Here is a 26,469-nt window from a genome sequence, read left to right as displayed (position 1 = left end):
TAGGTCATATAAACATCACCCGACTTTGGGTCCACATACCATGTGAAATCCCTCTGCAGTTCCAACTCCTCGGTGTCAGGATGGAAATCATATTGTGTACCTGTACCTGATATACTTTGGCGGTTATATTGCTTAAATTCTATATCCGTCTTATAATAGATACTATCTATCGCATTCCCCGCATTGTCTATCTCATACGCCATCATGTCGCCACGCCACTGTCCCGCAAGCGTCTGAGCCATGGACACCAAGAAATCTTCATCACTCACATTATCATCACTCGGGCGTTGGGAATAATCATCTCCCCACGTCCAGTCATCATACCAAGGATCAGTATACACGGGGTCACTGCCACAGCTCGCGAATAGAATCGGAGCAACTGCCAACAGTATGACAAAAACATTTGTCGAAATCTTTTTCATTCTCATTTCTCCTATTTTTTTCTTATTATTCTATAAGGAACCTCTGCCGTTTCCTTATCGCTCCTACCACGAGTCACGTACGTATTCTTTTTGGCACCATAATAGGAGTCATACCCATAGTAATAGTCTCCCCAGTTTGGCGACGAGGTATGTCTTAGTTTAAAGTCCACCCGGTCGTCTCCATAATATATAGTTCCCATAAAGAAGCCGTCACTCAAATGGTAGTTTGCTATCTGAACAGTTGTCCCCTCTTCTATCAAGAAAATAGAGATCATGCCATTTCTAACCGTCCACTCCGTGTGGTTAGCTATGTAGGCAAAAGGTGCACTCGCAGAATAATGGTCTACCCAATAACCTGTTCCAGAACTGAAGGAATAGGGATCCTGATCGAAACACAACTCAGAATAGGTCGCGTCGTAGGTATAGCCATCGTAGTTTGAAGAAACATACATTTTGCCTTCCCACGTTCCCGCGAGGGTATCGGCGATATACGAGTCTTCGTCACAAGAGACAAGAGACAATGTCAGCACCGCCAACAATCCCGAAGTTAAAAGCATAGTCAGTCTTTTCATATCCTTGTTTTTTTGTTTATAGTCTTATATATTGCAAAGATAAACCATTTCCACCCACCCGCAAACATAAAATGTATATTATTATGCAGGATTTCCCTACCCTTTAAGGGGAAATCCCTAAATATGCTTAATTCTCCGTAATTCATTAAATTCACTCCCGACATCTCCAATCTTTTTTATTAATTTTGCGTAAACATCATAATCAATATTAGAAGATAAGCGAAATGAGAACTGTTTACGAATTCTCTGTAAAAGACAGGAAAGGTAAAGACGTATCACTCAAGGAGTATGCCAACGAAGTGCTCCTCATTGTTAACACAGCAACCAAATGTGGATTCACCCCCACCTATACCGAGTTGGAAAACACTTATCAGAAATACCACACCCAAGGCTTCGAAATTCTTGATTTCCCCTGCAACCAGTTCGGTCAGCAGGCACCGGGTACCGACGAAGCAATTCACGAATTCTGCAAGCTCACCTACGGGACGGATTTCCCACGATTTAAGAAGATTAAAGTAAACGGCGAACATGCCGCCCCGCTCTATAAATTCCTCAAAAAGCAGAAAGGATTTGCCGGTTGGGATGAAAGTCATGAACTTACCCCCGTTCTCGACAAGATGCTTTCCGAGGCTGATCCCAATTACAAGGAGTCTGCCGAAATCAAATGGAACTTCACCAAGTTCCTCATCAACAAGAAAGGGCAAGTGGTCAAACGCTACGAGCCTACCGAAAAGATAGAAAACATCTGTGCCGACATCGAGACCCTGCTCGCAGAATAAAAATTGGGGCACCGCATTCCTGCGCCCCATGCCATACTGCTATTCGCAGCATCCCAATGGGTGCGATGCTTGTTACTCAACACTATAAAAACAACCCTCCATCGGAGAGAAAGAGACAAAAATCATGGAACATACAAAATGTTTGATTATCGGGAGCGGCCCTGCAGGCTACACGGCCGCACTCTACGCCGGCCGTGCAAACCTCAACCCAATCGTATATTGTGGTTTGCAAACCGGTGGACAGCTTACCCAAACCACCGTCGTGGAAAACTATCCCGGCTACCCTGAGGGTGTGGATGCCAACGAGATGATGACAGAATTTCGCCAGCAGGCCGAGCGCTTTGGCGCCGATGTGCGCGATGGCATCATTACAGACGTGGACTTGAGCAACAAGCCCTACGTCGTGACCACCGACCGGGGCGACCAAGTGGAAGCCGACACCATTATCATTGCCACCGGCGCATCAGCCAAATATCTCGGCCTGCCTGACGAGGAGAAATACAACGGTCAGGGTGTAAGCGCATGTGCCACGTGCGATGGTTTCTTCTATCGCAAGAAGGTGGTTGCCGTTGTAGGTGGTGGAGACACGGCCTGCGAAGAGGCTATCTATCTTGCTGGACTCTGCTCCAAGGTCTATATGATCGTACGCAAGCCTTATCTAAGGGCTTCCGACATCATGCAGCAGCGCGTCAAGAAAAACCCAAAAATCGAAATCCTCTTCGAGACCAATGCCGTGGGTCTCTACGGCGAGAAAGGCGTCGAGGGCGCACATCTCGTCTATCGTAAAGGTGAAGACGACGAAAAGTCTTACGACCTGCCCATCGACGGGTTCTTCCTGGCCATCGGCCACAAACCCAATACCGATCTTTTCAAGGGCAAACTTGATATGGACAAAACCGGCTACATCAAGGTTCAGGGCTACTCCCCACGCACCAGCGTGGAAGGTGTCTTTGCCGCTGGAGACTGTGCCGACCCCATCTACCGGCAGGCTGTGGTAGCCGCAGGTTCGGGGTGCATGGCAGCTTTAGAAGCCGAACGGTATTGCAATTCATAATTCGAAATTAAAAATTTTGAATTCTAAATTGGCTCACGCGTTGATCATCCAATTACAGATCATCAACACGTAAGCCAATTTCTCGTTTTTCGTTAGACTTGGGCATGGGGTTGTCATTTATATTCGATACTAAATGTATCATATTGCCTACATATTATTCACAAAACCTTACCTTTTGTTCTGTTTTTTTTCTATCTTTGCACACATCATTAGAATTTCAAAAGAAATAGAGATATGAGACAGAAGAAATTTATTTTATCCGAGAAAGACATTCCCACACAGTGGTACAACATACAGGCTGAAATGCCCAACAAACCGCTTCCTCCCCTGAACCCGAGCACCAAACAACCCATGAGCGTTGAAGATCTGGCTCATATTTTCAATAGGGAATGTTCCAAACAGGAACTTGACCAAGAAAACAAGTGGATAGACATACCCGGAGAAGTGCTGGAAAAATACACCTACTACCGTTCCACGCCGCTCGTTCGTGCCTACGCCCTGGAGGAAGCACTTGATACACCCGCTCACATCTACTTCAAAAACGAATCCACCAACCCGTTAGGTTCTCACAAAGTGAACTCAGCCATTCCGCAATGTTACTATTGCAAGCAGGAGGGTGTGACCAATGTGACCACCGAAACCGGTGCAGGACAGTGGGGCGCAGCCCTCTCCTACGCAGCCAAGCTCTACGGTTTGGAGGCTGCCGTATACCAAGTGAAGATCACCATGCAGCAAAAGCCCTACCGCTCCATCATCATGCGAACCTTCGGGGCCACGGTAGAAGGGTCGCCATCGATGTCCACACGCGCGGGTAAAAACATCATCACCGCAGACCCACACCATCTCGGATCGCTTGGAACTGCCATCTCCGAAGCCATTGAACTGGCCGTCAACACACCGGGTTGTAAATATACCTTAGGCTCTGTTCTCAGCCACGTGGCTCTCCACCAAACCGTCATCGGACTGGAAACAGAGAAACAAATGGAAATGGCAGGCGAATATCCCGACAAAATCATCGCCTGTTTCGGTGGCGGATCAAATTTTGGTGGCATTGCCTTCCCATTCATGCGTCACATCTTCGACGGCACACACAAAGACACAGAGTTTATCGCCGCCGAACCCAATAGTTGCCCGAAACTCACACGCGGCAAATTCGAATACGACTTTGGCGACGAAGCCGGCTACACTCCCCTGCTGCCCATGTTTACCCTCGGCCACGACTTTAAACCGGCCAACATCCATGCCGGCGGACTGCGCTATCATGGAGCAGGCACGATTATCTCACAGCTCATCAAAGACGGCTACATGCACGGTGTTGACATCCCACAGTTGGAAACCTTCGCCGCCGGCCTAATCTTTGCCCAGAGTGAAGGTATCATCCCAGCTCCGGAGAGCTGCCATGCCATCGCCGCCACCATCCGCGAAGCCAAGAAAGCCAAAATTGAAGGCAAGTCGCCAGTCATTCTTTTCAATCTGTCGGGGCATGGACTCATCGATATGCCATCCTACAACAGCTATATCAATGGCGACCTGACCAACTATACCGTGAGCGACGAGCAAATAGAAGAATTTCTCGCTGGCGTACCCAAGGTGTAAGCCGTGACACAACAGCATGCGAATGCCCACCTCATCCGTTTGGACAAGGTGGGCATTTGCATGTCTTGCCATCTGAATAAGACTCAGACCTTTTGTATGATCTCCATTCCTGCCTTGAGTGCTTCCATGTTGAGCGGAATCAATCCATGGTGACGCTCAGGCAAAGTCTTATGTAGCGCCTTACCCACACCGTCACCACTCACGACAGGGGCAACCTCGAGCAATCCGCCAAGAACAATCATGTTAAACACCTTCGAATTCTTCATCTCGGCCGCCTTGTCCATGGCATCAATTCGATAGATGGTGATATCGTCACGCCGTGGCGTTTCCATGATGCCAAACCCATCGTAAATCAGGATGCCTCCTGGCTTTACCTTCGGCATAAACTTATCCAATGACGGCTGGTTGAGCACAATGGCAATGTCGTATTGGCTCAGGATGGGAGAAGAAATACGCTCATCGCTCACAATAACGGTAACGTTAGCCGTACCTCCACGCTGTTCAGGACCGTAGGCTGGCATCCATGTCACCTCCTTGCCTTCCATGAGCCCGGAGTAGGCCAGAATCTTTCCCATCGACAGAACTCCCTGTCCGCCAAAGCCGGATATAATGATTTCCTTTTTCATACTACTTCATATTGGTGGTGTCCTTGAGGTCACCCTTTTCATATTCCGGGAACATATTCTCGCGCATCCACTCATTGGCCTTCACTGCTGGCAACTTCCAGCCACTGCTGCAAGTCGAGACAATCTCCACCAAGCTGGAGCCAAGTCCCTGCATCGATGCCTCAAAGGCCTTGCGTATGGCTTTCTTGGCCTGACGGATAGCAGCCACGGTGTCTACGCTTTGGCGCGTGACATAACACGTGCCACGCAGTTTGGAAGCCAGCTCAGTGATGTTGAGTGGATAGCCGTGGAGGTCGGGCTCACGCCCATACGGGCACGTCGATGTTTTCTGTCCGATGAGTGTGGTGGGAGCCATCTGTCCTCCCGTCATACCATATATGGCATTGTTGATAAAGATGATGGTAATATGCTCGCCGCGGTTCAGTGCATGGATGGTTTCCGCCGTACCGATACACGCCAGGTCACCATCTCCCTGATAGGTGAATACAAGTCTGTCGGGCCACACACGCTTGATGCCTGTAGCCAAAGCCGGGGCACGCCCATGGGGAGCCTCCTGCCAGTCAATGTCTATATACCGATAGGCAAACACGGCACATCCTACGGGCGAAACGCCCACCGTCTTGTCTGCCATCCCCATTTCATCAATCACTTCTGCCACCAGTTTGTGTACCTCGCCATGCGAACAGCCCGGACAGTAGTGCATCGGGGTGTCGTTCATCAGTTCGGGCTTGGCATAGACCAAGTTCTCCGGAGCTATAATATCATGATTAGTCATTGTTCATCAGTTTAGATTTCAGCGCCTCTACTATTTCCTGCGGGTCAGGAACAATACCTCCCAAGCGTCCAAAGTGTTTAACAGGCAGTGCCCCGTCAACAGCCAACCGCACGTCCTCGACCATCTGTCCGGCATTGATTTCTGCCACCAGAATACCCTTCCTGCCCTTGGCCATGGTCGATATTTCCTCCGTGGGGAACGGCCAGAGCGTGATAGGACGGAACAATCCGACCTTAATGCCTTGATCGCGACAGAGTTCTACACTCTTCTCGGCAATGCGCGCCGCACTGCCGAAGGCCACAATCAGATAGTCGGCATCGTCGCACTGCTGCGTCTCATAACGCACCTCGTGTTTTTGAATGTTTCTATATTTTTCCTGAAGTTTAAGGTTGCGCTGCTCCATCACCTCCGAACTGAGTTCGAGCGAGGTGATGATATTGGGCCTACGACCATTCGTGCGACCCGTTGTGGCCCACGGACACTCCTTCAAAATCTGCTCTTCCGTGCGTCGGGGTTTCATTGGTGGCAGCACCACTTTCTCCATCATCTGTCCGATGATTCCATCAGAAAGAATCATGGCAGGCGTGCGGTAGCGGAAGGCCAGCTCGAAAGCAAGGTCTACGAAATCGGCCATTTCCTGCACGGAAGCCGGTGCAAGCACAATCACGTAATAATCGCCATTGCCTCCACCTCGCGTAGCTTGGAAATAGTCACCCTGGCTGGGCTGTATGGTTCCCAATCCGGGACCACCCCGCTGCACATTCACAATCACTCCCGGCACCTCGGCACCGGCCATGTAGGAGATGCCCTCCTGCATCAGGGCCACTCCGGGACTCGACGACGTGGTGAACACGCGCTTACCTGCGCCGCCACCACCATAAACCATATTAATAGAAGCCACCTCGCTCTCGGCCTGCACCACTACCATACCGGTGGTCTCCCAAGGCTTCAGCAGGGCCAGCGTCTCGATAATCTCAGTCTGGGGTGTGATGGGATAGCCGAAAAAGGCATCGCATCCGCAACGCACCGCCGCGTGAGCGACAGCCTCATTGCCTTTCATCAACACTACTTCATCATTATTCATTGTCAGTCCTCCACTTTCTTTCGATACACCGTAATGCATCCGTCCGGACACACGATTCCACAGGAAGCACACCCGATGCAATCATCGGGACGCACCGCCTCCACATAGGTATATCCATGTGTGTTCACTTTCCGGTCTGCCAGGGCAATGACGTTTTTCGGACATGCCACAATGCACAGCGTGCATCCTTTGCACCGTTCGATATTCACTACGATGGCACCTTTCATCTTGCCCATACGTTTTGTTGTTTTAGTATTGTTTATGGATTATAATAATCCTTACAATAGAAATTCATAATGTTCTCAAGCATCAGTCGAGCCTCAGCTGCCGGACTGGTTTCATCGAGTTTGACAGCCTCGGCATAACAGTTCATCGCTGCAGCAAAATCTCCCTTTCTGCGATGTTCATTGCCTTCAAGGTAATATTCATGAGCGGTCATCTGTTCTTATTTTTATTGTATTTTTATTTATACAAAGATAATTAAGAAACAGGTTTTTTGTCCTAATCAAGGGAGTATTTTAACAAGTTTTGACTCTGAAAACAACATTACTTGCACATATAATACATATTGTGCAATTTTCAACAAATCTTTTTGGGGGGTTGATTTCTATACTTCGTGATGACGAAGAAGTTGGTTCGCGATCGTATCGCGTTCGAAATACATTCGTTCTCCGAACGATGGACGTTTGTATCGCGGCCGATAGACGAGCGTATGACGTTCGTCATACGCTCGCAACGAAACTGAATCGCGCTGTTGTGCTGTGGAAACCTACTACACTTGGGGCAGTGTTCTATTCCACGGTTTCCATTTTTCGCATGATACCGACAGCCTCTGTGATGCTGGGCACATCACTGATATGGATGAGACGATGACCACGACTGTCCTTAAAATTGCAGCGTCGCGGATTGGCCATGACATATTTGATAATACGTCCGAAAACAGGACTCTGATAGAACGGACTGTCTTGGTTTGAAACAAACTGAAGCGTCATCATGCCTTGCCGCAGTGTTACCTTCTCGCAGCCCAGTCGCTTGCCTACACGTCGGAGCGCAACAACCTGCATCAGTTCCTCACCCTCGCGCGGCACCTTGCCGAAACGGTCGACAAGCCGCTGCCGATAGGCCGACAGGTCGTCATCGTCTTCTATGTTGTCGAGTTCGCGATAGAGCAACATCCGCTCGCTGCTGCCCGGCACAAATGTATCGGGAAAATACATTTCCAAGTCGCTTTCCACCGCGCAGTCTTCCACAAAATCACTGCCACTAATTTCCTTTCCCTCTTCAATTGCATCGGCATAGAGATCGGAAAATTCGTCGTTGCGGAGTTCGGTAACGGCCTGGGTGAGTATCTTCTGATAGGTTTCATAGCCGAGGTCTTCCATGAATCCGCTCTGCTCGGCTCCCAACAGGTTGCCTGCACCGCGGATGTCCAGATCCTGCATAGCCAGGTTGAATCCGCTACCGAGTTCGGAGAAAGCCTCAAGAGCCTCTAATCGCCGGCGTGCCTCGGGCGTGAGCACACTCTTGGGAGGGGCAAGGAGGTAGCAGAAAGCCTTGCGGTTAGACCGACCGACACGGCCACGCATCTGGTGGAGGTCGGAGAGCCCAAAGCGATGGGCACCATTAATGATAATGGTGTTGGCATTGGGAATATCAATACCGTTTTCCACAATGGTTGTCGAGAGCAATACGTCATAGTCGTAGTTGATGAACCCCATGACGACTTTCTCCAGCTCTTCGGGCGACATCTTGCCATGCCCAATGGCCACACGGCAGTCGGGAATGTGTTTTTGGATGAGGTTGGCTATCTCGGGAAGGTTGGAAATGCGGTTGTTCACAAAGAACACCTGTCCGTTACGACTCATCTCAAAGTTGATGGCATCGGTGATGACCTCATGCCCGAAAGTGCTCAGCTCCGTATGGATAGGATAGCGGTTGGGAGGCGGAGTACGCATGATGCTCATGTCGCGCGCTCCCATCAGCGAGAACTGCAACGTTCGCGGTATCGGGGTGGCCGACATGGTGATGGTGTCCACGTTGGTTTTCAGCTTGCGAAGTTTCTCTTTGGTGCTCACACCAAATTTATGCTCCTCGTCGATGATGAGCAATCCGAGGTCGTGCCATTTCACATTCTTGCCCAGCAACTTGTGCGTGCCGATGATGATGTCGATTTTTCCGCTCTCAAGATCCTCCAGCACTTGTCTGGTTTGCCCTGCAGAACGTGCCCGCGAAAGATAGTCCACACGAACAGGAAAGTCTCTCAGCCGATCGCGGAAGGTCTGGAAATGCTGGAAAGCCAGCACCGTGGTGGGTACGAGCACGGCCACTTGCTTGGAGTCGCAGGCGGCCTTGAATGCGGCACGCACCGCAACCTCGGTCTTGCCAAAGCCCACATCGCCACAAACCAGGCGATCCATGGGGCGTGCCCGCTCCATGTCGGCCTTTACATCCTGCGTAGCTTTGAGTTGGTCGGGGGTATCCTCATAGAGGAAACTGGCCTCCAACTCCTGCTGCATGAAGCTGTCGGGACTGAACGCATAGCCTTTCTCCTTTCGCCGCTTGGCATAGAGGCGGATTAAATCACGTGCGATGTCCTTGATGCGCTTCTTGGCTTTTTCCTTCATCCGGTCCCATGCACCCGTCCCAAGCGTGCTCAGACGCGGAGCCTCCCCGGCGTCGCTACTCCGATATTTGGAAATCTTGTAGAGCGAATGGATGGAGACGTCTACCTTGTCATTGTTCTGATAGATGATGCGAATGACCTCCTGATACTGTGAATCATCCGTTGCATCCTGACGCGTATTACCTTGTGTGGGGATGGGCACCCTCACAAGACCGCCAAACTTGCCTATCCCGAAGTCCACATGTACAATGAAATCTCCCGGCTCCATCTCCTGAAGTTCCTTCATGGTGAGAGCCATCTTCCCGGCACGGGCACCGTCTGACTTGAGATTGTATTTGTGAAAACGATCAAAAATCTGGTGATCGGTAAAAAAGCAGGCCTTCAAGTCGTTGTCGGCAAAGCCCTCGTGGATGGTGCGGTCTATGGGGGTGAAGTCTATTTTCGAGCGCTGCGCATTGGCACCCGACCGTTCCTGGTCAGCTCCCATCTCATCGAGAATGTCGCGCAAGCGTTGATGTTGCTTCTTGCTGTCGGCCAGAATATAAACCCTGTAACCCTGCTGTATATAATCTCCGAGCGACTGTCGGAGCAGCGTGAAGTTTTTGTGAAACAGGGGCTGTGGGCTAATGTGAAAAGAGATGGACGCCCCTCCCCACCCTTCTCCCATAGGACTGGGAGAAGCTGTGTCTCGACCTCGCGATTCACTCCGGCCATAGATTTTTGATGGATCGCCCATGATCACTTGCTTGAACTTGCCTGCATCGGCAGCAAAACGAGTTGGTGGGCACAACATGCTCTCCTTGGTCATTTCGCGTCTGGTCTGTTCCTGCTCCATCTCCGTGGCTCCCTCTAAGCGTTCGGCGAGTGCCTGCGCAGAGAATCCCTCGTTGTATATGCGCTCGATCATCCCGCTGACATATTCCATGTCTTTGGCTACAAGCACGGTGTCATCGGGCAAGAACTGCAGGAAAGGTATCTTGGCGGACACAAGCGTAGCCAGCTCGGGCACGATGTCCACCCCACTCTTCCTGTCCTTGGAGAGCTGATCCTCCACGGTAAACGTGCGTATGGTGTCGATTTCATCTCCAAAGAAGTCGATACGGAAAGGCAGTTCGCTGGAAAAGGAGTAAACATCAATAATGCTGCCGCGCACCGCAAATTGTCCAGGCTCATAGACATAGTCTTTCTCCTCAAAACCAAGCTCGCGCAGTCGATGCACCAAATCGGTGATATCTATGCTTTGTGCTGTCTTCAACGATATGCGACGCTCGTCCAAATGGGTTTGAGACACAACAAGTTCGGCAATGGCCTCTGGATAGGTCACGATAAAAAGGGGTTCATTGATCCGCTCTCCTTCTGCGGGGGGTGCAGAGGATGTATGATGGTCTGTCAAACTGTTGTTAGTGCCCAGCGAAGATAGTTTGGAGAGCACTTCGGTACGAAGGATCTCGTTTGCCGCATCTCTTTGGCCATATTTGACAGACCTTCTGTAGCTTGAGGGGAAATAATAAACTGATGAATGTGTTTCCCGCAGCCTGTCATCTCCCTTGCCCGTTAGAGAGGGAGTGCGAGATGAGAGATTCAGGTCGTTATAAAAATAGCCGGCCTCGTCGGCATCCTGTAGGATGAAAACAAAGGGATGGTTCAGCCGTTTGGCTGCGGAAGAAAAAAACAAGGGTGCGGAAGAGGCCACGAGGCCTTGCAGGAAAACGTTTTTAACAGATTTGTCTTCCAGTAGTTTCACAAATGCCCCGCATTGCGGAAGCGTGGCATAAAGTTGTTGTAAGTCTTGTATTGTCATTGAATAAAATCTCTCCGAGGCGCCAATTCGCCCTTCTCATACCCTCCTCGCGGATAGTATACACCACGCCGTGGTCCGAGCGAGTCGTTGCAGAACACGCGCCTCATTTCTCATCCGCCTTCTCTGAAGAGAGCGGACAGGGCTGCAAGGGTGGTTAGGAAAGGGTGGGCTTTGGATATTTCCTGAACCATCCGTCCATCCGCAGTCGCATCACGCCAAACAACGCTTCGCTGAAGATGCCACCACTCATCTTGCTTGTTCCCTCTCTGCGGTTGACGAATACAACGGAAACTTCCTTAATCTTGAAGCCAATCTTATAGGCGGTGTATTTCATCTCAATCTGAAAGGCATAGCCCTTGAAGCGAATCTTGTCAAGCTCAATGGTCTGTAGCACGCGACGGCGATAGCAAACAAAACCGGCAGTGGTGTCATGCACGTTGAATCCCGTGACAAACCTCACATATCGTGAAGCAAAATAGCTCATCAGCACACGCCCAATGGGCCAGTTGACAACGTTGACTCCCGTGACGTAGCGAGAGCCAACAGCCACATCGGCACCCTCATCGTGACAGGCTGCATAAAGGCGGGGCAAGTCAGCAGGATTGTGACTGAAGTCAGCATCCATCTCAAAGATATACTCGTAATCGCGTTCTAATGCCCATCTGAAGCCTGTGATGTAAGCCGTTCCCAAACCTTGCTTGCCACTTCGCTCAATCAAGAAAAGACGGTCGGAAAATTCTGATGCCATCAGACCTTTGACAATCTGCGCCGTGCCGTCTGGGCTGCCGTCGTCGATGACAAGAATATGGAAACACTTATCCAATGAAAAGACGGCACGGATAATCTTTTCCATGTTCTCCTTTTCATTGTATGTGGGAATGATAACTATCGAATCACTTTCATGCATAGTGGTATAGGATTTCCGTTTCGTGCAAAATTATAAAATAAAATGATAATAGCAATGCTAAAAACGATATTTATTGGTCAGGATTTTCGACATAGCCCTGATGTTCTTTCTCAAGGCCACTCATCACCACCCGGTAGCTCTCATTTTTCAAATATTCAATGTTCTCCCGCCCCTGACTAATCGGCGCGATGGGTTTATGTATCGTGAGACTGAGCGGATGCCACTTCACCCAACGGTAATCCCGCATGCGGGGCATGACATCGAATGATCCATTGATGGTGAGTGGACACACAGGTAACTGCAGTTCATCGGCCAGCAAGAACGCACCACGTCGGAAAAATCCCATGTGTCCCGTGAAAGTGCGGGCTCCCTCGGGAAAAACCACCAGCGACATCTCGTTGCAGAGCATCGTCCGCGCTTGGTCGTAGGTATGCCTAATAGCCGACGTGCTACTTCGATCCACAAAAATTTGATGTGACGCCTGGCAGGCCGCCCCCACGAAAGGAATCTTGCGGAGCGACTTCTTCATCATCCACTTGAAGTTGCGGTTAAGAAAACCATAAATAAGAAAGATATCGAACATGCCTTGATGATTGGCTACAAACACATACGATTGTCCCTTCACAAGGTTCTCCCTACCCTCCACCTTGATGGGCAACAACAGCAACCGAATAGTGAGCCAGGACCAAAGTTTGCCTGGATAATAGCTCCAGAAATGTCCGTTGCCAAGAAAACTGCCCACAATCGTGACCAACGCGATGACAATAGTTGTTGCTAAAAACAGAGGGAGAAAAAAGAACAGCTGGTATAATCTGTAAAGATACTTCATGGATGTGATTGATGTAAGGTGAAAACCACGATTTCAGGCGAGACTCCAAAGCGAAACGGGATGAGTCCGCCTATGCCCGAGGAGACATATAAAAATCGCTTGTTTTCCTCAAAAAGCCCGTAGTCCCGTTTGAGTATCAAGGATGAAGGACGAAAACCGAAAAGTGCCACCTGTCCTCCATGCACATGGCCGCTCAAGGTGATTTGTACACGCTTGTCAGACTTGATGTGTCTGTCCCAGGCTCGGGGATCGTGCTGCAACATCACCACGAAGGCTCTCTCGCCCACCCCAGCCATCGTCTTGGCAAAGTCCGCCCGTGCCGGTCGCTCAAGGTTTTCCTCTCCGGCAATGACAATTGAGTCTTTGTCGCGATGAATGGCTGTATGCTCATTGAGCAGCAACCTCCATCCCCACTGCCGTTGACGGGAAATCATCTCCCTGCAGTTAGCGACCTCTATAACTGGATCTTCATCAATATACTCGCTGTAGTCGTGGTTTCCCAAGACCGAAACGACGCCATCTCGGGCGCTCAACCCAGCAAGAATATCCTGCACGGGATACAACTCCTGGGGACGAAGGTTTTGCAAGTCGCCGGTAAAGGCAATCAAATCGGGTTTTTGTGCATTGATACTGTCGACTACTCTTTGCAGCTGACGGGTGTCGTTTCCGAGCAAACTGCCTACGTGAGCATCGGTAAATTGCACGATTTTATACCCCTCAAAACTTTTGGGGAGGTCGTTAAAATACAAATCAACATGCCTGACCTCAAGTTTTCTGAAACCCAACGTTGACCCATATATTGTTATGTACCATGAAAGCAAAACCAGGAAGAATGCCACAAGATTGCCCCAGTTGTAACGGCTACGGGTTAAGCGTTTGCATGCCAAACCCACCATCGAACACAAGGCATAGAGCGCTTTGGGTACGACATACAGTCCGATGATCAACAGATAGACATAGGTTATCCTCATGTCATCCGGTACAAAGTTCTTGCAAACCGCCAAGAAGATCGTGTAGACCAACATGCCCGCCTCCGGAATCCAATTCAACACCCTCCTTTTCCAGGTTTGTCTGCGGCGACGCTTACGCCTGTACCATTCAAAATAGAGTTCAGGTAAGACAATGACAAGAACGATAAGAAAAAATATTCGAGCTATCAAAAGACGTTGTTTTTATAAGTTAAGAATTGGGAAGCGAGAGGAACAGCCTATGTATTGCGGCAGTCTGAACCAATGCAGATGAAGACGTTTAACCTTCGTCAATCCTGAATCGCAGAGCCTCGCCAAAGTAATTCTCGTCGATGTGACCATCGTTATAAGCCAAATGACCATTGCAGAACGTGTATTTTACTTTCCATTGGTATTGCTGTCCGAGCAATGGGCTCCATCCACATTTGCTTTCTATCAGGCTTTCGGTGACCTGCCAAGGGGCTGTTTTCTGCACAATAACAACATCGGCTTTATAACCTTTGCGCAGGAATCCACGGTCACTGATGGAAAACAACTGTGCCGGATGATGAGCCATAAGCTCCGGCAAACGTTCAATGGGAATTACTCCCTCGTCTGCCAAGGTTAGCATGGTAACCAACGAAAACTGTATGCTTGGCATTCCCGAAGCCGCCTTGGCACAACCTCCAAACTTATCCTTCAACTCGTGTGGAGCATGATCTGTTCCAATAGCAACGATTCGGCTGTCGCGCAAGGCGTTACGCAAGGCTTCACGGTCGTTCTTACTTTTCACCGACGGATTGCATTTGATGAGTGCCCCCTTCGTCTGGTAGTCCTCTTCGGAGAACCACAGGTGAGCCAAGGTAACCTCTCCCGTGATTTGCGGCAACGGGCAACCCGTTTGAATCGGCTCAAACAGCGAAACCTCGCGGGCTGTGCTAACGTGGGCGATGTGCAGGCGAGTGCCATATTGGTGTGCCAGTTCCACTGCCTGCAAAGAAGATGTGTAGCAGGCCTCAGCCGAACGAATGGATGAATGGAGCGTGATGTCAGGGTCATCGCCATATTGTTGCTTGGCCCGAGCCATGTTTTCATTGATCATGGCCGTGTCCTCACAATGTGTCATCAGTGGGAGACCGAGTTCGGCACAGGTCTTGAATATTTTTTCAAGCACCTCTTTACGATCCACAAGCATGTTGCCCGTGGAAGCTCCCATAAACAGTTTGATGCCTGGAATACGAGTGGTGTCGAGGCCAGCAAATTGCTCACAGTTGTCCCTACCGGCTCCGAAGAAGAATCCATAGTTGATATGGCTCCGGCCGGCTGCCATTGCTATTTTGTCGTCCAAGGCTTCGGGTGTCGTTGTTTGCGGCACGGTATTGGGCATGTCGAGGAACGAGGTCACCCCTCCTGCAACCGCAGCCCGCGTCTCGCTCTCCATGTCTGCCTTACGCGTTAGTCCGGGTTCGCGGAAATGGACATGCTCGTCGATTACCCCGGGTAGTACGAAACACCCCGTGGCATCTACGAACCGGTCGCAGTTTCCACGGGGGGTATTTTTCCCTTCAATAATATCAGAGATGCGGTCATCGTCTATAATGACAGTGCCTATAAACATTCTGCCTTCATTGACAATGTTTCCGCCATCAATGATTGTTCTCATAGTTCAGTAAATTAGCGGACAAGATTACTTTACTTCGGACGTTGCATCCTGCGCAGGAGACTGCTGGGAGCCCTGAGGTGAAGCCAGCTGATTGGGCGTTGGACCGTCCACCGGCGGCACTGTTGGCTGTGCTGGTGTTTGCTGCGGTGCTTCCTGCATACCATTCATGATATTCTGGTTCTGCTGGGCGGCCTCATAATATTCTTTCACTTGTTGGTCGTTCTTGAACTTCCCGGTTGCCTTGCTCATAATGTCCTCTATCCAAGCGTCAAGCATAGGCACTTGATACCGGCTCATGCATGTGTTGATAAAAACATACGGACCGAGCACATTGTCAAAATTTTCGGTAACGAACAAAGTTACCAGCTTATCCATCTCCTTGTTGATGTTTGCATCCTCAGCAGCCAATTTAGCGTTGACAACGGTCATGTCGTTGCCATTCATAATCGCCTGGTCATGACGATGCACCAAGTCCATGCTCTGGTTCATAAGCTGCGTGAACTTCTCACGGAATTCCGAAAGCTTGTCGTTGAGAGGGGTTCCGGTGACAGACTCCTGTGTGTTATCTATCTTGACCATGATTTCCCCACTCTCAAGAACCACCGGCAAGCCGGCATTGTCGTCCATAAAAATATTGGCTATACGCACCGAATCAATCGTTCCCTGAAAATGAAACTGCCCATGCACCACATCGCATGAATCAATTTCCTTCAACTCTGCATCCTTGTACACCTTCAGGTACAGCTTCTGTCCATCGAGCGTAGACACATTGGATGTACCAGCTATGTTATAGGTGTCGGCACACGATGTTAGGGTAAGCATACTGATGATTGCGTATAAAACTTTGTTCATAAACCAATGTTTGTTCAAGTCTCACAAAGATAATATCTATTCGTGAAGCATAAAAAAAAATTATGCTATTTAAAGATATAACCTATTCTTTTATATTTTTTTTGGAAAGTTCATGGTCGAGACGATGAACAGTATACACCTCCAAAATAGCTGCGATGAGCAACACCACCACCCACTTGTTAAACAGATAGTTGGTATAATCCACCATATTGGAGAACAAAGGACGGAAAAAGCCATACACCTTATCGGCCATCAGCATACCGGCCAACAAAAACAGGATGTCGGCCAAGCCCTGGATACGCTTCAGTCGCCTGATGGTGATGTCACGCCCCTCGTAGGATTGGAGAATTTGCATCGTGGTAAACAGCAACGCACCCGCCAAAAACACCCAGCAGGCAATAGACTGCTGCCAAATCAGGGCGAAGCATCCGGCACCAACGACCATCAATATTCCCCCGATAATAAATAGTAAACTTTGTAATTTATTGAGTTGCTTCATCAAATTCTTTCGTTGTTGTCTGCATCCCGTCGGAAACCTGTCGATCGGAACTCAGTACATAGATATCTTCATCATCGGCTTTCATGAAATAGCGCTCGCGAGCTATTTTCTGTATAGCCTTAGGATTTCGTTTTAATTCATCAAGAGCTCGGGTAGACTGCTCGTTCTGGATATTGTATTTGCGGATTTCCTCCTTCATCTGTCCTATCTGCAAATCATACTGTATGCGCTTCATGTAACTGTTCTCGTCGATGAAGCCCACCACAGCTACACCGACAACAACTGTTATCAGATATTTGTACCGTGACAGAACGCCCCAAACATAGGCAAATTTACTACTCATACCCCTTTGTTATAACCTTTTGCAAAGTTAATGCAATTCGGTTGAAAACCAAAAGAAAACCAAACATTTGTTTTGTCCTTCGCCCTAATTACAGTATCTTTGCATCAACTATAATCAGTTACACATTATGGAAAACTACATCGTATCGGCCAGAAAATACCGCCCGATGACATTTAGCGCCGTGGTGGGGCAGGAGGCTCTGACTACGACACTCAAAAATGCCGTCAAGGGCGACAAGCTGGCTCATGCCTATTTGTTCTGTGGGCCACGCGGAGTGGGTAAAACCACATGTGCACGTATATTCGCCAAAACCATTAACTGCGAGCATCCCAGCGCTGACGGCGAGGCCTGCAACGAATGTTCCAGTTGCAAGTCGTTCAATGAGGGAAGGTCGATGAATATCTTTGAACTCGACGCTGCCAGCAACAACTCGGTGGAAAACATCAAGACACTGATGGAGCAGACACAGATTCCACCACAAACCGGCCGTTACAAAGTGTTTATCATCGATGAGGTGCACATGCTGTCCACGTCGGCTTTCAACGCTTTTCTGAAAACCTTGGAGGAACCGCCAGCACACGTCATCTTCATACTCGCCACCACAGAGAAGCACAAGATACTGCCCACGATATTGTCAAGGTGCCAGATATACGACTTTGAGCGCATGACAGTACCAGAGACCATAGACCATCTGAAGAAGGTGGCCGACCAGGAAGGTATCTCATACGAGGAGGAGGCGCTCGGCATTATAGCCGAGAAAGCTGATGGCGGCATGCGGGATGCATTGTCAATTTTCGACCAGGTGGCCAGCTACTGCCAAGGCAATATCACCTTCCAGAAGGTTCTTGAAGACCTGAACGTGCTCGATGCTGAGAACTATTTCCACATCATTGACCTCGCCATAGAGAACAAGGTGAGCGACATCATGGTGCTGGTTAATCGTATTATTGCCAAGGGATTCGATGCCGGAAACCTTATCAACGGACTGGCCTCCCATGTGCGCAACGTCATGATGGCCAACGATCCTCAGACACTCCCACTGCTCGAGGTGAGCCAACAGCAGCGGCAGAAATATCAGGAACAAGCGAAAAAGTGCCCTAAACGCTTTCTGTATCAAGCTCTTAAAATCATGAACGAATGCGACGTGAACTACCGACAGAGCAGCAACAAGCGGCTTCTGGCAGAACTGACGCTCATCCGTGTGGCACAAATCACCCAACCGAGCGATGATGATGCCGAGGGGGCGGGGCGTAGCCCCAAGTGTTTGAAAATCCTGTTCAAGAATATCAAGACTTCTCAGCCTAAACCGGCGCAGCAGGTAGCCGGGGCCGAGAAACGTGTACAAGCAGCTGCAGAGCTCTCGCAAGCCGTTGCTGCCAACTCCTCTGCAATATCCCCTAACGAGGCAAAGACACACAACATCCCACAAAACACCACTCATGCCAAGCCTTCGGCATCCCGCGTAAAGCTGAAGAATGTAGGAATAACCTTCGGCAATCTACGGCGTGGGGTACAGCAACCCAACAGCATCGCGGTAAGTAAGGCCGAAGAAAAAAGCGTTCCAGACAACAACAAGAAGTTTACCGAGGAAGAACTCAGCATTCAATGGACACTGATGTGCAACCGTATGCCGCAACGCCTGGTTGGGTTGGCATCACGGCTCAAGAACATCACCCCGCACATTGCAGACTACCCCAATATTGAGGTGGTTATTGATAATGAAATCTTGCTCAGTCAAGTCAACGATATCAAGAACAGCATTGCTGCCACGATGAAGAAGACGCTGGGCAACGACGGGATAACCGTCAGCCTGAAACTTGCTGACATCGACAACAGGCGAAGAGCCTATACCAAGCGCGAAATCTTTGATGAACTGCGGCAGAAAAACCCTGCCATTGAGAAACTCAGAGTCAAGTTAGGTTTGGAACTCGCCTGACGGTTGTGCAGTTCCATGCTTTTCGCAACCATCATTCCACTGCAAATCCACGCCTTCTATATTCCACGAAAAATACGAACAAACCGGCTTCCGTATTTCTCGTATTCTGAAACAAAAAACCTTTTCTCCGAAATACTCGAAAAATGGTGCGTTTTTACAACTCCCTAATCCTCAGTCATTTGGCTTTCAATCACCCTTTTTCCTCATTATTTCCACTTTCTTTCCGACCGCGACTAAGCCTTAATGGCAACATCAATAAGCCTTAGTCGCAAGGCGACAAAAGCCTAAACGCAACGCGATTAGAGCTTAGACGCCATGCGATTAAACCTTTCTCGCCAAAACCCGACAGCTTGTTCCGCTCAAAAGAGACGTAAAACCTCGTATACATCAGGTTTTCCATTCTATTTCATCCGAAAAAATAGTCTGGTTTGGCGTTATATTTTCTTGACAAAATTGATATGATTCACTATAAGCCGTGTTTGCTCTTCATGCGGCGCATATCTGAGGCTGTAGATACCAGCGTGGCGACAGACGAGATAGACACCAACGACGAGACGGATATGCAATTGGACACAGAAAGCCTTACGATTCCTGACGGGGTTGAAGTGTATGAAATAAACGACCCCCTTCTTCTTTGGAGCCGGCAATAAATTTGAGGAGGTGATGGACGAAATGCGGAAACACCCCAAGGTGCGCATCATACGTATGCGCAGGGTTCCTTTTGTCGACTCCACGGGGATCCACAACCTCACAACACTTTGCAAGCACTCACGCCAAGCAGGCGTGCCTGTCGTGCTGTCCGGGGTGCTTCCAAAAGTGAAAGACGTGCTCGACAAGGCAAGGGTTAACGACTTGCTGGGCGAAGAAAACATCTGCCCCCATATCAATCTTGCATTGGAACGTGCCAATAAAATTGTGTCGACAATGAAAATTTAAAAGGCAGATGCTCCGAATCAAATGAGGGGCATACCCAGCTCGCCACATTCTCTCTTCATGTCTTCAGGCCAGATGCTTGCCTGGATTTCGCCTATATGTGCCTTGTGCAATAGTATCATGCACAGACGGCTCTGGCCGATACCTCCACCGATGCAGAGAGGCAGTTGGTCGTTGAGCAGCTGCTGATGAAAGTAGAGTTTTTTGCGGTCTTCTTTTCCCGTGCACTCCAACTGCCGCAGCAAGGCCTTCTTGTCTACACGAATACCCATGGAACTCAGTTCTATGGAACGTTGCAAAATGGGGTACCAAACCAATATATCGCCGTTCAAGCCAGCCTTGCCGTTCTCTGCCACCGTAGACCAGTCGTCGTAGTCCGGTGCACGACCATCATGCTTCTCACCATTCGACAGTTTTCCACCGATACCCTCGATGAACACAGCACCATATTTCCTGCATGCTGCCTCCTCGCGCTCCTTGGCCGACAGGTCAGGATATTCATCCAGCAAATCCTGACTGTGTATGAAATGAATCTCCTTGGGCAAGAAAGGCTTGATTTGCGGATAGCATTCACAGGCAAGGAACTCCGTGCGGAGAATAGCTGCATAAATGCGTCGCACCACATCCTCAAGGAATGCAACAGTGCGATCAGCTTCCGTTATAACAGCTTCCCAGTCCCACTGATCCACATATAAAGAATGGAGATTGTCCAGCTCCTCGTCAGCCCGAATGGCATTCATGTCAGTATAGATACCATACCCCGGATCTACGTTGTATTCAGCCAACGTGAGTCGTTTCCATTTGGCCAACGAATGAACAACCTCAGCCTTAGCTTCGCCCAAATCCTTAATGGGAAAACTAACCGGACGTTCTACGCCGTTCAGATCATCATTGATACCCAGTCCCTTCAATACGAAAAGAGGTGCCGTGACACGGCGCAAACGCAATTCCGTGGACAGATTCTGCTGAAAAAAATCCTTGATTTTCTTGATACCCTGCTCCGTTTCGCGCATATCGAGCAGAGCCGTATACCCTTCTGGTTTGATCAGATTGCTCATTGTATATAACCTTTCGTTCTTTTTACAGTTGCGTGCAAAGTTAATCATTTATTGAATAAATGCACACTCAATTGCGTTTTATTTTGCAAAATGGCAGCAATTTATTTTTTTAGATATCTTTTTGAACACCTATCAGTATACTGGAAAACCGAAACGAGAAAACCTCCAACGACTCCATGTGGAGTATATCTCGTCTTGTTCACATCCTGACAACTGCAGAACGGGTAGGCAGATACTTTTAAGAAAAAGAAGAAATTTTCTTGGTGGTATAACAAAAAAGATATACCTTTGCAGTCGAAATTCAGGTGGGCATATTCCACAGAGCCCGTATACCTGACATTTCACGGGGTGTAGCGCAGTCCGGTAGCGCTCCTGGTTTGGGACCAGGTGGTCGCAGGTTCGAATCCTGTCGCCCCGACTTTGGAAAAGCCGAATGACTGACAACAAGCCATTCGGTTTTTTATTGTAGAATCTTTGACCCGGCAACGTATCCCCTGTTTTTTTTCTTCATAGTCTTTGTATTTCCCAAAATTATTATTATTTTTGCACATATTTTAATTCACGGCTCCGTAGCTCAGTTGAATAGAGCACCAGATTCCGGTTCTGGGTGTCGCGGGTTTGAGTCCCGCCGGAGTCACCATGAAGCATTGCTTCACGTTATTTTTTCCTTGAAAATATGGATATAACTGAAAGATTTATTAACTACACGAAGTTCGACACACAGTCGGCAGAAGATTCCGACACCGTGCCCAGTACATCAAAACAGCTTGTTTTTGCCAAATATCTGAAGGAGGAACTTGAGCGCGAAGGCCTCAAAGACGTTGAGATGGACGAGATGGGATACATCTACGCCACATTGCCTTCCAACACCAAGAAAGAAGTTCCTACCATTGGATTTATTGCCCATTACGACACGGCACTTGATGCCAGTGGTGCCAATGTCAAGGCTCGCATCATCAAAAATTATGATGGCGGCGACATCGAACTGTCACCAGGTATTATTTCCTCTCCCCAAAAATTCCCAGAGCTTCTGGCTCACAAGGGTGAGGATATCATTGTGACCGACGGCACAACCCTTCTCGGCGCCGACGACAAGGCTGGTATTGCCGAGATTGTGCAGGCCATGTGTTTTCTGCGCGACCACAACGAGATTAAACATGGCGATATTCGCGTGGCTTTCAATCCCGATGAGGAGATTGGCATGGGTGCCCATCACTTCGACGTGGAGAAGTTTGGATGCCAATGGGCATACACCATGGACGGTGGCGACATTGGCAACCTGGAATATGAAAACTTCAATGCTGCTGCAGCCAAAATCCTGATTAAAGGCGTGAGCGTCCATACGGGGTATGCAAAAGACAAAATGATAAATGCCAGCCGACTGGCCTGCGAGTTCAACAGCTTTATTCCCGAGACCGATATCCCCGAAACCACCGAGGGCTATCAGGGTTTCTATCATCTCCTTGGCATTGACAGTCGTTGTGAAGAGGCCAAGTTGAACTATATCATTCGCGACCACGACCGCAAGAAATTCGAAGACCGAAAAGACTTCATCGAGGACATTGCCCGGCAGATGAATGAAAAATACGGTGACGGAACTGTAACCGTGGAATTACGCGACCAGTACTATAACATGAAGGAGAAGATCGATCCCAACATGTATGTCATCGATATCGTGCTCAAGGCCATGCAGGAAACGGGTGTCACGCCTAAGGTAGAGCCTATCCGTGGCGGCACCGACGGTGCGCAGCTCTCTTTCAAGGGTCTTCCCTGCCCCAACATTTTCGCCGGTGGCGTAAACTTCCACGGCCCCTACGAATTTGTTTCCGTGCAGGTTATGGAAAAGGCTGTGCAGGTCATTACGAAGATTTGCGAAATCACTGGAACGTATAATGATTAAGGTGATTTCTACTAATCACCTTCATCTACTATATAGGTTGAAAATATGGGATAGGCCATGTCGTCATCTGGCTTCCTCAAGGTTCAATCATAAAACCCGACATTAAAACATAGCCTCCGCACAGCAAGGGCTTATGGCACAACTTCCCGACCTCATCAAAGACTTGGCATTGATTCTTGTAGTTGCAGGAACAGTGACCTTGATATTCAAAAAGCTCAGACAGCCCCTTGTCTTGGGATATCTGGTGGCCGGTTTTCTGGTAAGTCCACACATGCCTTACACCATGCATGTCATGGACGAGTCAGCTATCCGGACTTGGGCTGACATCGGCGTGATGTTCTTGCTTTTCTCATTAGGGCTTGACTTTTCTTTCAAAAAGATTCTCAAGATGGGAATGTCGCCCATCATTGCTGCCATGTCCATTATTTTCTCCATGTCCCTATTGGGCGTTGGAGTCGGGCACGCCTTCCACTGGAGCCGAATGGACAGCCTTTTCCTGGGCGGAATGCTGGCTATGTCATCCACCACCATCATATACAAGGCTTTCGACGAGATGGGGCTGCGGCCACAACGATTTGCCGGTCTTGTGATGAGTGTTCTAATACTGGAAGACATCCTGGCTATTGTCATGATGATCATGCTATCGTCGCTGGCCAATGGACAAAACCCGGATGGCGAGCAGATGCTGGCCTCCGTCCTCCGCATTGGGTTCTTCCTAATTCTCTGGTTTGTGGTGGGGTTATTTATCGTTCCATCCCTCTTGCGCAACACCAGGAAACTCATGACCGATGAGACCATGGTCATCGTTTCAATCGGCCTGTGTTGCCTGATGGCATGGATATCCACCACCGTCGGATTCAGTTCTGCCTTTGGATCTTTCATCATGGGCAGCATCCTTGCCGAAACCATCGAGGCTGACAAGATCATCAGATTGGTAGAACCCGTAAAGAATCTCTTTGGAGCCATCTTCTTTGTATCCGTTGGTATGCTTGTCGATCCCAAAATCATCGTGGAGCATGCTCTACCTATTATAATCCTGGTGGCTACCGTTCTGTTGGGACAGGGCATCTTCGGTTCTGCCGGCTTCATGCTTAGCGGCCAACCGCTGAAGACCGCCATGCGGTGTGGATTCTCCATGGCACAGATTGGAGAATTTGCCTTTATCATTGCATCGCTTGGACTTTCGCTCGGCGTCATCAGCGATTTCCTCTATCCTGTAGTTGTGGCCGTATCGGTTATCACTACATTTCTCACCCCCTATATGATTCGATTCGCCGAACCATGCTATAACAGTTTGGAAAGGCATCTTCCCAAACGATGGATCAGGCGGCTTGATCACCTTGGCTCAGCCCAGGTGACCACCCCACAGGAACAGAGCAACTGGAAGAAACTGTTGCGAAAGATTATTGTCAGTACCTTGATTTATACCATTCTCTGTACTGCTGTCACGACGCTGATGTTGACATTCTTCCTGCCTTTTATACGCAGCATACTGCCACATTGGTGGGCTAATGCCGTCTGCGGAGTTGCCACACTTGCCGTCTTGGCTCCACTTATGCGCTCGCTCATCATGAAACACAACCACGGCCAGGAATTCAAGGTTCTGTGGATAGAGAACCGTCTCAACCGCTTGCCGCTCATATTCACGATCTTAGTCCGCATCGTTATTGTGGCAGCACTCCTCTTTTACATCTGCAACCTCCTCACACATTTTGCCAGTGCCGTGGTCATCACGCTGGCTCTGGTCATTATCGTGATCATGATACTGTCGCGAAAACTCAAACACCGCGCTATCCGATTGGAACGCATGTTTGTCAAAAACCTTCAAAGCAGGGATATTGAAGCACAGGTACACGGGCGGCGACGCCCACTCTATGAAGGCAGGTTGCTCGATCGCTCCATCCACATATCAGACTTTGAAGTACCACCCGACTCTGCATGGGCAGGCAAACGACTGAACCAACTGCGCCTGAGCAACCGGTTTGGAGTACATGTAAGCAGCATCCTTCGTGGCAGGCAGCGCATGAACATCCCCTATGGCGAAACCATCTTGTTTCCCGACGATCGCCTCCAAGCCATTGGAAACGACGAGCAGCTACATCAGTTCGGCAAGGCGCTGAAGGAAGAACTTGTACCCGAGGACGAACACATTGAAGAGCGAGAAATGAAGCTCCAGAAGCTCATCCTTACCGACCGCTGCCCATTTGTCGGCAAAACACTGAAAGAGAGTGGCATTCGTAGCCGGTTCAACTGCATGGTCGTGGGTATCGAGGAGGGGCAGGCCAATCTCACCATGATTAATCCCCTACACGTTTTTAAGAAAGGCGACATCATTTGGGTAGTGGGCGAAAAGGCATCGCTGTTGCAACTCGCACAGGCCAACTAACATCCACTCACTCCACCCCATTACTCCACAACGACACGACATGAATACTGAACTTATCATCTCCAGCCTACAAAATGCAAAGGTAAAAAATCTTGTGGCATTACAACAGAAATCGTCTGAACGCCGCAAGCAAGGACTTTTTGTAGTAGAGGGAGTGCGTGAGCTGATTCATTGCGCGCATGCTGGATATGAAATAGAAAATTTGTTTTGCTGCCGCGATATTCTTGACAAAAACCCAGAGGCATGGAAGTTGGACAGCCTCATTGGGCAAACAACCATATACGAAGTCACACAGGCTGTGTATGAGAAGATGGCTTATCGCGGCAGTACGGAGGGCATGATGGCCGAAGTCAAGGTAAAGAACAGGACATTGGCCGACCTCGATTTGCCCGAAAGCCCATTGATCGTTGTTCTGGAAAGCGTGGAAAAGCCGGGGAACCTCGGTGCTGTGTTGCGCAGTGCAGACGCATCGAAAGCAGATGCTGTCATCGTGTGCAACCCCCTGACCGACCTTTTCAATCCCAACCTGATTCGAAGCAGCATCGGGGCAATCTTTACGGTGCCCACAGTAGCTTGCTCTTCCCAAGCATGCATGAATTTTCTCAAAGAGCGAAACATCAAGATTCTCACGGCACAATTGCAGGATTCCGCTCCCTATTATGACTCCGACATGCGTGGGGGCACAGCCATCGTGATGGGTACCGAATCAACAGGTCTGACCGACGCTTGGCGAAAGGCTGCCGACGCCCACATCCGCATTCCGATGCTGGGTCAACTGGATTCACTCAACGTGTCGGTAAGTGCAGCAATATTGATGTTTGAGGCTGTGCGTCAACGCAGTTTTAAATAAAGCATCACATACACTGCACTATAAATTCCCCTTC

25 protein-coding genes and 2 tRNA genes are annotated in these 26,469 nt (G+C 49.2%); 11 read left to right on the top strand and 16 right to left on the bottom strand.

The genetic code is table 11. From position 1 onward, the window contains the following. Nucleotides 1–422: hypothetical protein (locus HMPREF0645_RS13820; RefSeq protein ID WP_044123407.1), on the bottom strand; the 422-nt coding region annotated here is incomplete at its 3' end. A gap of 11 nt (nt 423–433) precedes the next feature. Continuing rightward, on the bottom strand, nt 434–994 hold the full coding sequence (locus HMPREF0645_RS04885; protein WP_007173785.1) for a hypothetical protein: 561 nt from the start codon (nt 992–994) through the stop codon (nt 434–436). Nucleotides 995–1,218: 224 nt separating this feature from the next. Between HMPREF0645_RS04885 and HMPREF0645_RS04880 the strand changes: the two genes are divergently transcribed. The 3 genes from HMPREF0645_RS04880 to HMPREF0645_RS04870 all read left to right on the top strand — a co-directional run bounded on the left by HMPREF0645_RS04880 (nt 1,219) and on the right by HMPREF0645_RS04870 (nt 4,423). Continuing rightward, entirely contained in the window at nt 1,219–1,773 is a 555-nt protein-coding gene (locus HMPREF0645_RS04880) for a glutathione peroxidase (RefSeq protein ID WP_007173783.1), read from the top strand. Nucleotides 1,774–1,897: 124 nt separating this feature from the next. Further along, the gene (trxB, locus tag HMPREF0645_RS04875; protein WP_007173782.1) at nt 1,898–2,827 is read left to right on the top strand and encodes a thioredoxin-disulfide reductase; all 930 of its coding nucleotides are present in this window, start codon (nt 1,898–1,900) and stop codon (nt 2,825–2,827) included. 234 nt (nt 2,828–3,061) lie between these two features. Next, nucleotides 3,062–4,423 (top strand): TrpB-like pyridoxal phosphate-dependent enzyme, encoded by a 1,362-nt coding sequence (locus tag HMPREF0645_RS04870; RefSeq protein WP_007173781.1) that lies wholly within the window; start codon nt 3,062–3,064, stop codon nt 4,421–4,423. 83 nt (nt 4,424–4,506) lie between these two features. On the opposite strand, the gene HMPREF0645_RS04865 is transcribed toward HMPREF0645_RS04870, so the two are convergent. The 13 genes from HMPREF0645_RS04865 to HMPREF0645_RS04805 form a co-directional block, all read right to left on the bottom strand. Continuing rightward, nucleotides 4,507–5,049 (bottom strand): 2-oxoacid:acceptor oxidoreductase family protein, encoded by a 543-nt coding sequence (locus HMPREF0645_RS04865; RefSeq protein ID WP_007173780.1) that lies wholly within the window; start codon nt 5,047–5,049, stop codon nt 4,507–4,509. Between the two features lies 1 nt (nt 5,050). Beyond that, nucleotides 5,051–5,824 carry a thiamine pyrophosphate-dependent enzyme gene (locus HMPREF0645_RS04860; RefSeq protein ID WP_007173779.1) on the bottom strand — a complete coding sequence of 258 codons (774 nt, stop codon included), beginning with the start codon at nt 5,822–5,824 and terminating at the stop codon, nt 5,051–5,053. Further along, nucleotides 5,817–6,908 carry a 3-methyl-2-oxobutanoate dehydrogenase subunit VorB gene (locus HMPREF0645_RS04855; protein ID WP_044123306.1) on the bottom strand — a complete coding sequence of 364 codons (1,092 nt, stop codon included), beginning with the start codon at nt 6,906–6,908 and terminating at the stop codon, nt 5,817–5,819. Before HMPREF0645_RS04855 ends, HMPREF0645_RS04860 begins: the two co-directional genes overlap by 8 nt. Before the next feature lie 2 nt (nt 6,909–6,910). After that, entirely contained in the window at nt 6,911–7,144 is a 234-nt protein-coding gene (locus HMPREF0645_RS04850; protein WP_007173777.1) for a 4Fe-4S dicluster domain-containing protein, read from the bottom strand. A 23-nt stretch (nt 7,145–7,167) separates the two neighbouring features. Beyond that, nucleotides 7,168–7,347, bottom strand: coding sequence for a tetratricopeptide repeat protein (locus HMPREF0645_RS04845; protein ID WP_007173776.1), 180 nt, complete (start codon nt 7,345–7,347; stop codon nt 7,168–7,170). 352 nt (nt 7,348–7,699) lie between these two features. Then, nucleotides 7,700–11,332 (bottom strand): transcription-repair coupling factor, encoded by a 3,633-nt coding sequence (gene mfd / locus HMPREF0645_RS04840; protein ID WP_007173775.1) that lies wholly within the window; start codon nt 11,330–11,332, stop codon nt 7,700–7,702. 154 nt (nt 11,333–11,486) lie between these two features. Then, on the bottom strand, nt 11,487–12,239 hold the full coding sequence (locus tag HMPREF0645_RS04835; protein WP_007173774.1) for a polyprenol monophosphomannose synthase: 753 nt from the start codon (nt 12,237–12,239) through the stop codon (nt 11,487–11,489). Between the two features lie 70 nt (nt 12,240–12,309). Further along, nucleotides 12,310–13,068: a lysophospholipid acyltransferase family protein gene (locus HMPREF0645_RS04830; RefSeq protein ID WP_007173773.1), complete on the bottom strand. Its 759-nt coding sequence runs from the start codon at nt 13,066–13,068 to the stop codon at nt 12,310–12,312. After that, nucleotides 13,065–14,228 (bottom strand): metallophosphoesterase, encoded by a 1,164-nt coding sequence (locus tag HMPREF0645_RS04825; RefSeq protein WP_007173772.1) that lies wholly within the window; start codon nt 14,226–14,228, stop codon nt 13,065–13,067. Before HMPREF0645_RS04825 ends, HMPREF0645_RS04830 begins: the two co-directional genes overlap by 4 nt. Before the next feature lie 88 nt (nt 14,229–14,316). Next, entirely contained in the window at nt 14,317–15,678 is a 1,362-nt protein-coding gene (locus HMPREF0645_RS04820; protein WP_007173771.1) for a dihydroorotase, read from the bottom strand. A 24-nt stretch (nt 15,679–15,702) separates the two neighbouring features. Next, on the bottom strand, nt 15,703–16,530 hold the full coding sequence (locus tag HMPREF0645_RS04815) for a DUF4369 domain-containing protein (protein WP_007173770.1): 828 nt from the start codon (nt 16,528–16,530) through the stop codon (nt 15,703–15,705). An 82-nt stretch (nt 16,531–16,612) separates the two neighbouring features. Beyond that, nucleotides 16,613–17,029, bottom strand: coding sequence for a hypothetical protein (locus tag HMPREF0645_RS04810; RefSeq protein ID WP_007173769.1), 417 nt, complete (start codon nt 17,027–17,029; stop codon nt 16,613–16,615). Next, complete coding sequence (locus HMPREF0645_RS04805) at nt 17,013–17,372, bottom strand: FtsB family cell division protein (protein ID WP_007173768.1); 360 nt, start codon at nt 17,370–17,372, stop codon at nt 17,013–17,015. The genes HMPREF0645_RS04810 and HMPREF0645_RS04805 overlap by 17 nt, the downstream gene beginning before the upstream one ends. Nucleotides 17,373–17,499: 127 nt before the next feature. Between HMPREF0645_RS04805 and HMPREF0645_RS04800 the strand changes: the two genes are divergently transcribed. The 3 genes from HMPREF0645_RS04800 (at nt 17,500) to HMPREF0645_RS14360 (ending at nt 20,244) form a co-directional block, all read left to right on the top strand. Next, nucleotides 17,500–19,308: a DNA polymerase III subunit gamma/tau gene (locus HMPREF0645_RS04800; protein WP_007173767.1), complete on the top strand. Its 1,809-nt coding sequence runs from the start codon at nt 17,500–17,502 to the stop codon at nt 19,306–19,308. A gap of 458 nt (nt 19,309–19,766) precedes the next feature. Further along, entirely contained in the window at nt 19,767–19,958 is a 192-nt protein-coding gene (locus HMPREF0645_RS14365) for a hypothetical protein (protein ID WP_336433164.1), read from the top strand. A 13-nt stretch (nt 19,959–19,971) separates the two neighbouring features. Further along, nucleotides 19,972–20,244 (top strand): STAS domain-containing protein, encoded by a 273-nt coding sequence (locus HMPREF0645_RS14360; RefSeq protein ID WP_007173765.1) that lies wholly within the window; start codon nt 19,972–19,974, stop codon nt 20,242–20,244. A gap of 17 nt (nt 20,245–20,261) precedes the next feature. On the opposite strand, the gene asnA is transcribed toward HMPREF0645_RS14360, so the two are convergent. Next, nucleotides 20,262–21,299, bottom strand: a complete 1,038-nt coding sequence (gene asnA / locus HMPREF0645_RS04785) for an aspartate--ammonia ligase (protein WP_044123305.1) — start codon at nt 21,297–21,299, stop codon at nt 20,262–20,264. Nucleotides 21,300–21,643: 344 nt separating this feature from the next. Here asnA and HMPREF0645_RS04780 point away from each other — a divergent pair. The 5 genes from HMPREF0645_RS04780 to HMPREF0645_RS04760 all read left to right on the top strand — a co-directional run bounded on the left by HMPREF0645_RS04780 (nt 21,644) and on the right by HMPREF0645_RS04760 (nt 26,435). Beyond that, a tRNA-Pro gene (locus HMPREF0645_RS04780) sits at nt 21,644–21,717 on the top strand. Nucleotides 21,718–21,862: 145 nt separating this feature from the next. Further along, nucleotides 21,863–21,939: transfer RNA gene (locus tag HMPREF0645_RS04775), tRNA-Arg, on the top strand. A 36-nt stretch (nt 21,940–21,975) separates the two neighbouring features. After that, nucleotides 21,976–23,199 carry a peptidase T gene (pepT, locus tag HMPREF0645_RS04770; RefSeq protein ID WP_007173763.1) on the top strand — a complete coding sequence of 408 codons (1,224 nt, stop codon included), beginning with the start codon at nt 21,976–21,978 and terminating at the stop codon, nt 23,197–23,199. A 133-nt stretch (nt 23,200–23,332) separates the two neighbouring features. Continuing rightward, nucleotides 23,333–25,585, top strand: coding sequence for a cation:proton antiporter (locus HMPREF0645_RS04765; RefSeq protein WP_007173762.1), 2,253 nt, complete (start codon nt 23,333–23,335; stop codon nt 25,583–25,585). A gap of 40 nt (nt 25,586–25,625) precedes the next feature. Beyond that, nucleotides 25,626–26,435 carry a TrmH family RNA methyltransferase gene (locus HMPREF0645_RS04760; RefSeq protein ID WP_007173761.1) on the top strand — a complete coding sequence of 270 codons (810 nt, stop codon included), beginning with the start codon at nt 25,626–25,628 and terminating at the stop codon, nt 26,433–26,435. Nucleotides 26,436–26,469: the final 34 nt, after the last annotated feature.

The organism is Hallella bergensis DSM 17361, from assembly GCF_000160535.1.
In the GTDB taxonomy this organism is placed as follows: Bacteria; Bacteroidota; Bacteroidia; order Bacteroidales; family Bacteroidaceae; genus Prevotella; species Prevotella bergensis.
The sequence above is the reverse complement of the archived record's forward strand: the minus strand, read 5'-3'. Positions and strand labels throughout refer to the sequence as shown.

Bases quoted from the DNA above. Each gene is read 5' to 3' on its own strand.
- HMPREF0645_RS04885 (WP_007173785.1), bottom strand. From the start codon at position 994: ATGAAAAGACTGACTATGCTTTTAACTTCGGGATTGTTGGCGGTGCTG.
- HMPREF0645_RS04880 (WP_007173783.1), top strand. From the start codon at position 1,219: ATGAGAACTGTTTACGAATTCTCTGTAAAAGACAGGAAAGGTAAAGAC.
- trxB (WP_007173782.1), top strand. From the start codon at position 1,898: ATGGAACATACAAAATGTTTGATTATCGGGAGCGGCCCTGCAGGCTAC.
- HMPREF0645_RS04870 (WP_007173781.1), top strand. From the start codon at position 3,062: ATGAGACAGAAGAAATTTATTTTATCCGAGAAAGACATTCCCACACAG.
- HMPREF0645_RS04865 (WP_007173780.1), bottom strand. From the start codon at position 5,049: ATGAAAAAGGAAATCATTATATCCGGCTTTGGCGGACAGGGAGTTCTG.
- HMPREF0645_RS04860 (WP_007173779.1), bottom strand. From the start codon at position 5,824: ATGACTAATCATGATATTATAGCTCCGGAGAACTTGGTCTATGCCAAG.
- HMPREF0645_RS04855 (WP_044123306.1), bottom strand. From the start codon at position 6,908: ATGAATAATGATGAAGTAGTGTTGATGAAAGGCAATGAGGCTGTCGCT.
- HMPREF0645_RS04850 (WP_007173777.1), bottom strand. From the start codon at position 7,144: ATGGGCAAGATGAAAGGTGCCATCGTAGTGAATATCGAACGGTGCAAA.
- HMPREF0645_RS04845 (WP_007173776.1), bottom strand. From the start codon at position 7,347: ATGACCGCTCATGAATATTACCTTGAAGGCAATGAACATCGCAGAAAG.
- mfd (WP_007173775.1), bottom strand. From the start codon at position 11,332: ATGACAATACAAGACTTACAACAACTTTATGCCACGCTTCCGCAATGC.
- HMPREF0645_RS04835 (WP_007173774.1), bottom strand. From the start codon at position 12,239: ATGCATGAAAGTGATTCGATAGTTATCATTCCCACATACAATGAAAAG.
- HMPREF0645_RS04830 (WP_007173773.1), bottom strand. From the start codon at position 13,068: ATGAAGTATCTTTACAGATTATACCAGCTGTTCTTTTTTCTCCCTCTG.
- HMPREF0645_RS04820 (WP_007173771.1), bottom strand. From the start codon at position 15,678: ATGAGAACAATCATTGATGGCGGAAACATTGTCAATGAAGGCAGAATG.
- HMPREF0645_RS04815 (WP_007173770.1), bottom strand. From the start codon at position 16,530: ATGAACAAAGTTTTATACGCAATCATCAGTATGCTTACCCTAACATCG.
- HMPREF0645_RS04810 (WP_007173769.1), bottom strand. From the start codon at position 17,029: ATGAAGCAACTCAATAAATTACAAAGTTTACTATTTATTATCGGGGGA.
- HMPREF0645_RS04805 (WP_007173768.1), bottom strand. From the start codon at position 17,372: ATGAGTAGTAAATTTGCCTATGTTTGGGGCGTTCTGTCACGGTACAAA.
- HMPREF0645_RS04800 (WP_007173767.1), top strand. From the start codon at position 17,500: ATGGAAAACTACATCGTATCGGCCAGAAAATACCGCCCGATGACATTT.
- HMPREF0645_RS14365 (WP_336433164.1), top strand. From the start codon at position 19,767: ATGATTCACTATAAGCCGTGTTTGCTCTTCATGCGGCGCATATCTGAG.
- HMPREF0645_RS14360 (WP_007173765.1), top strand. From the start codon at position 19,972: ATGGACGAAATGCGGAAACACCCCAAGGTGCGCATCATACGTATGCGC.
- asnA (WP_044123305.1), bottom strand. From the start codon at position 21,299: ATGAGCAATCTGATCAAACCAGAAGGGTATACGGCTCTGCTCGATATG.
- pepT (WP_007173763.1), top strand. From the start codon at position 21,976: ATGGATATAACTGAAAGATTTATTAACTACACGAAGTTCGACACACAG.
- HMPREF0645_RS04765 (WP_007173762.1), top strand. From the start codon at position 23,333: ATGGCACAACTTCCCGACCTCATCAAAGACTTGGCATTGATTCTTGTA.
- HMPREF0645_RS04760 (WP_007173761.1), top strand. From the start codon at position 25,626: ATGAATACTGAACTTATCATCTCCAGCCTACAAAATGCAAAGGTAAAA.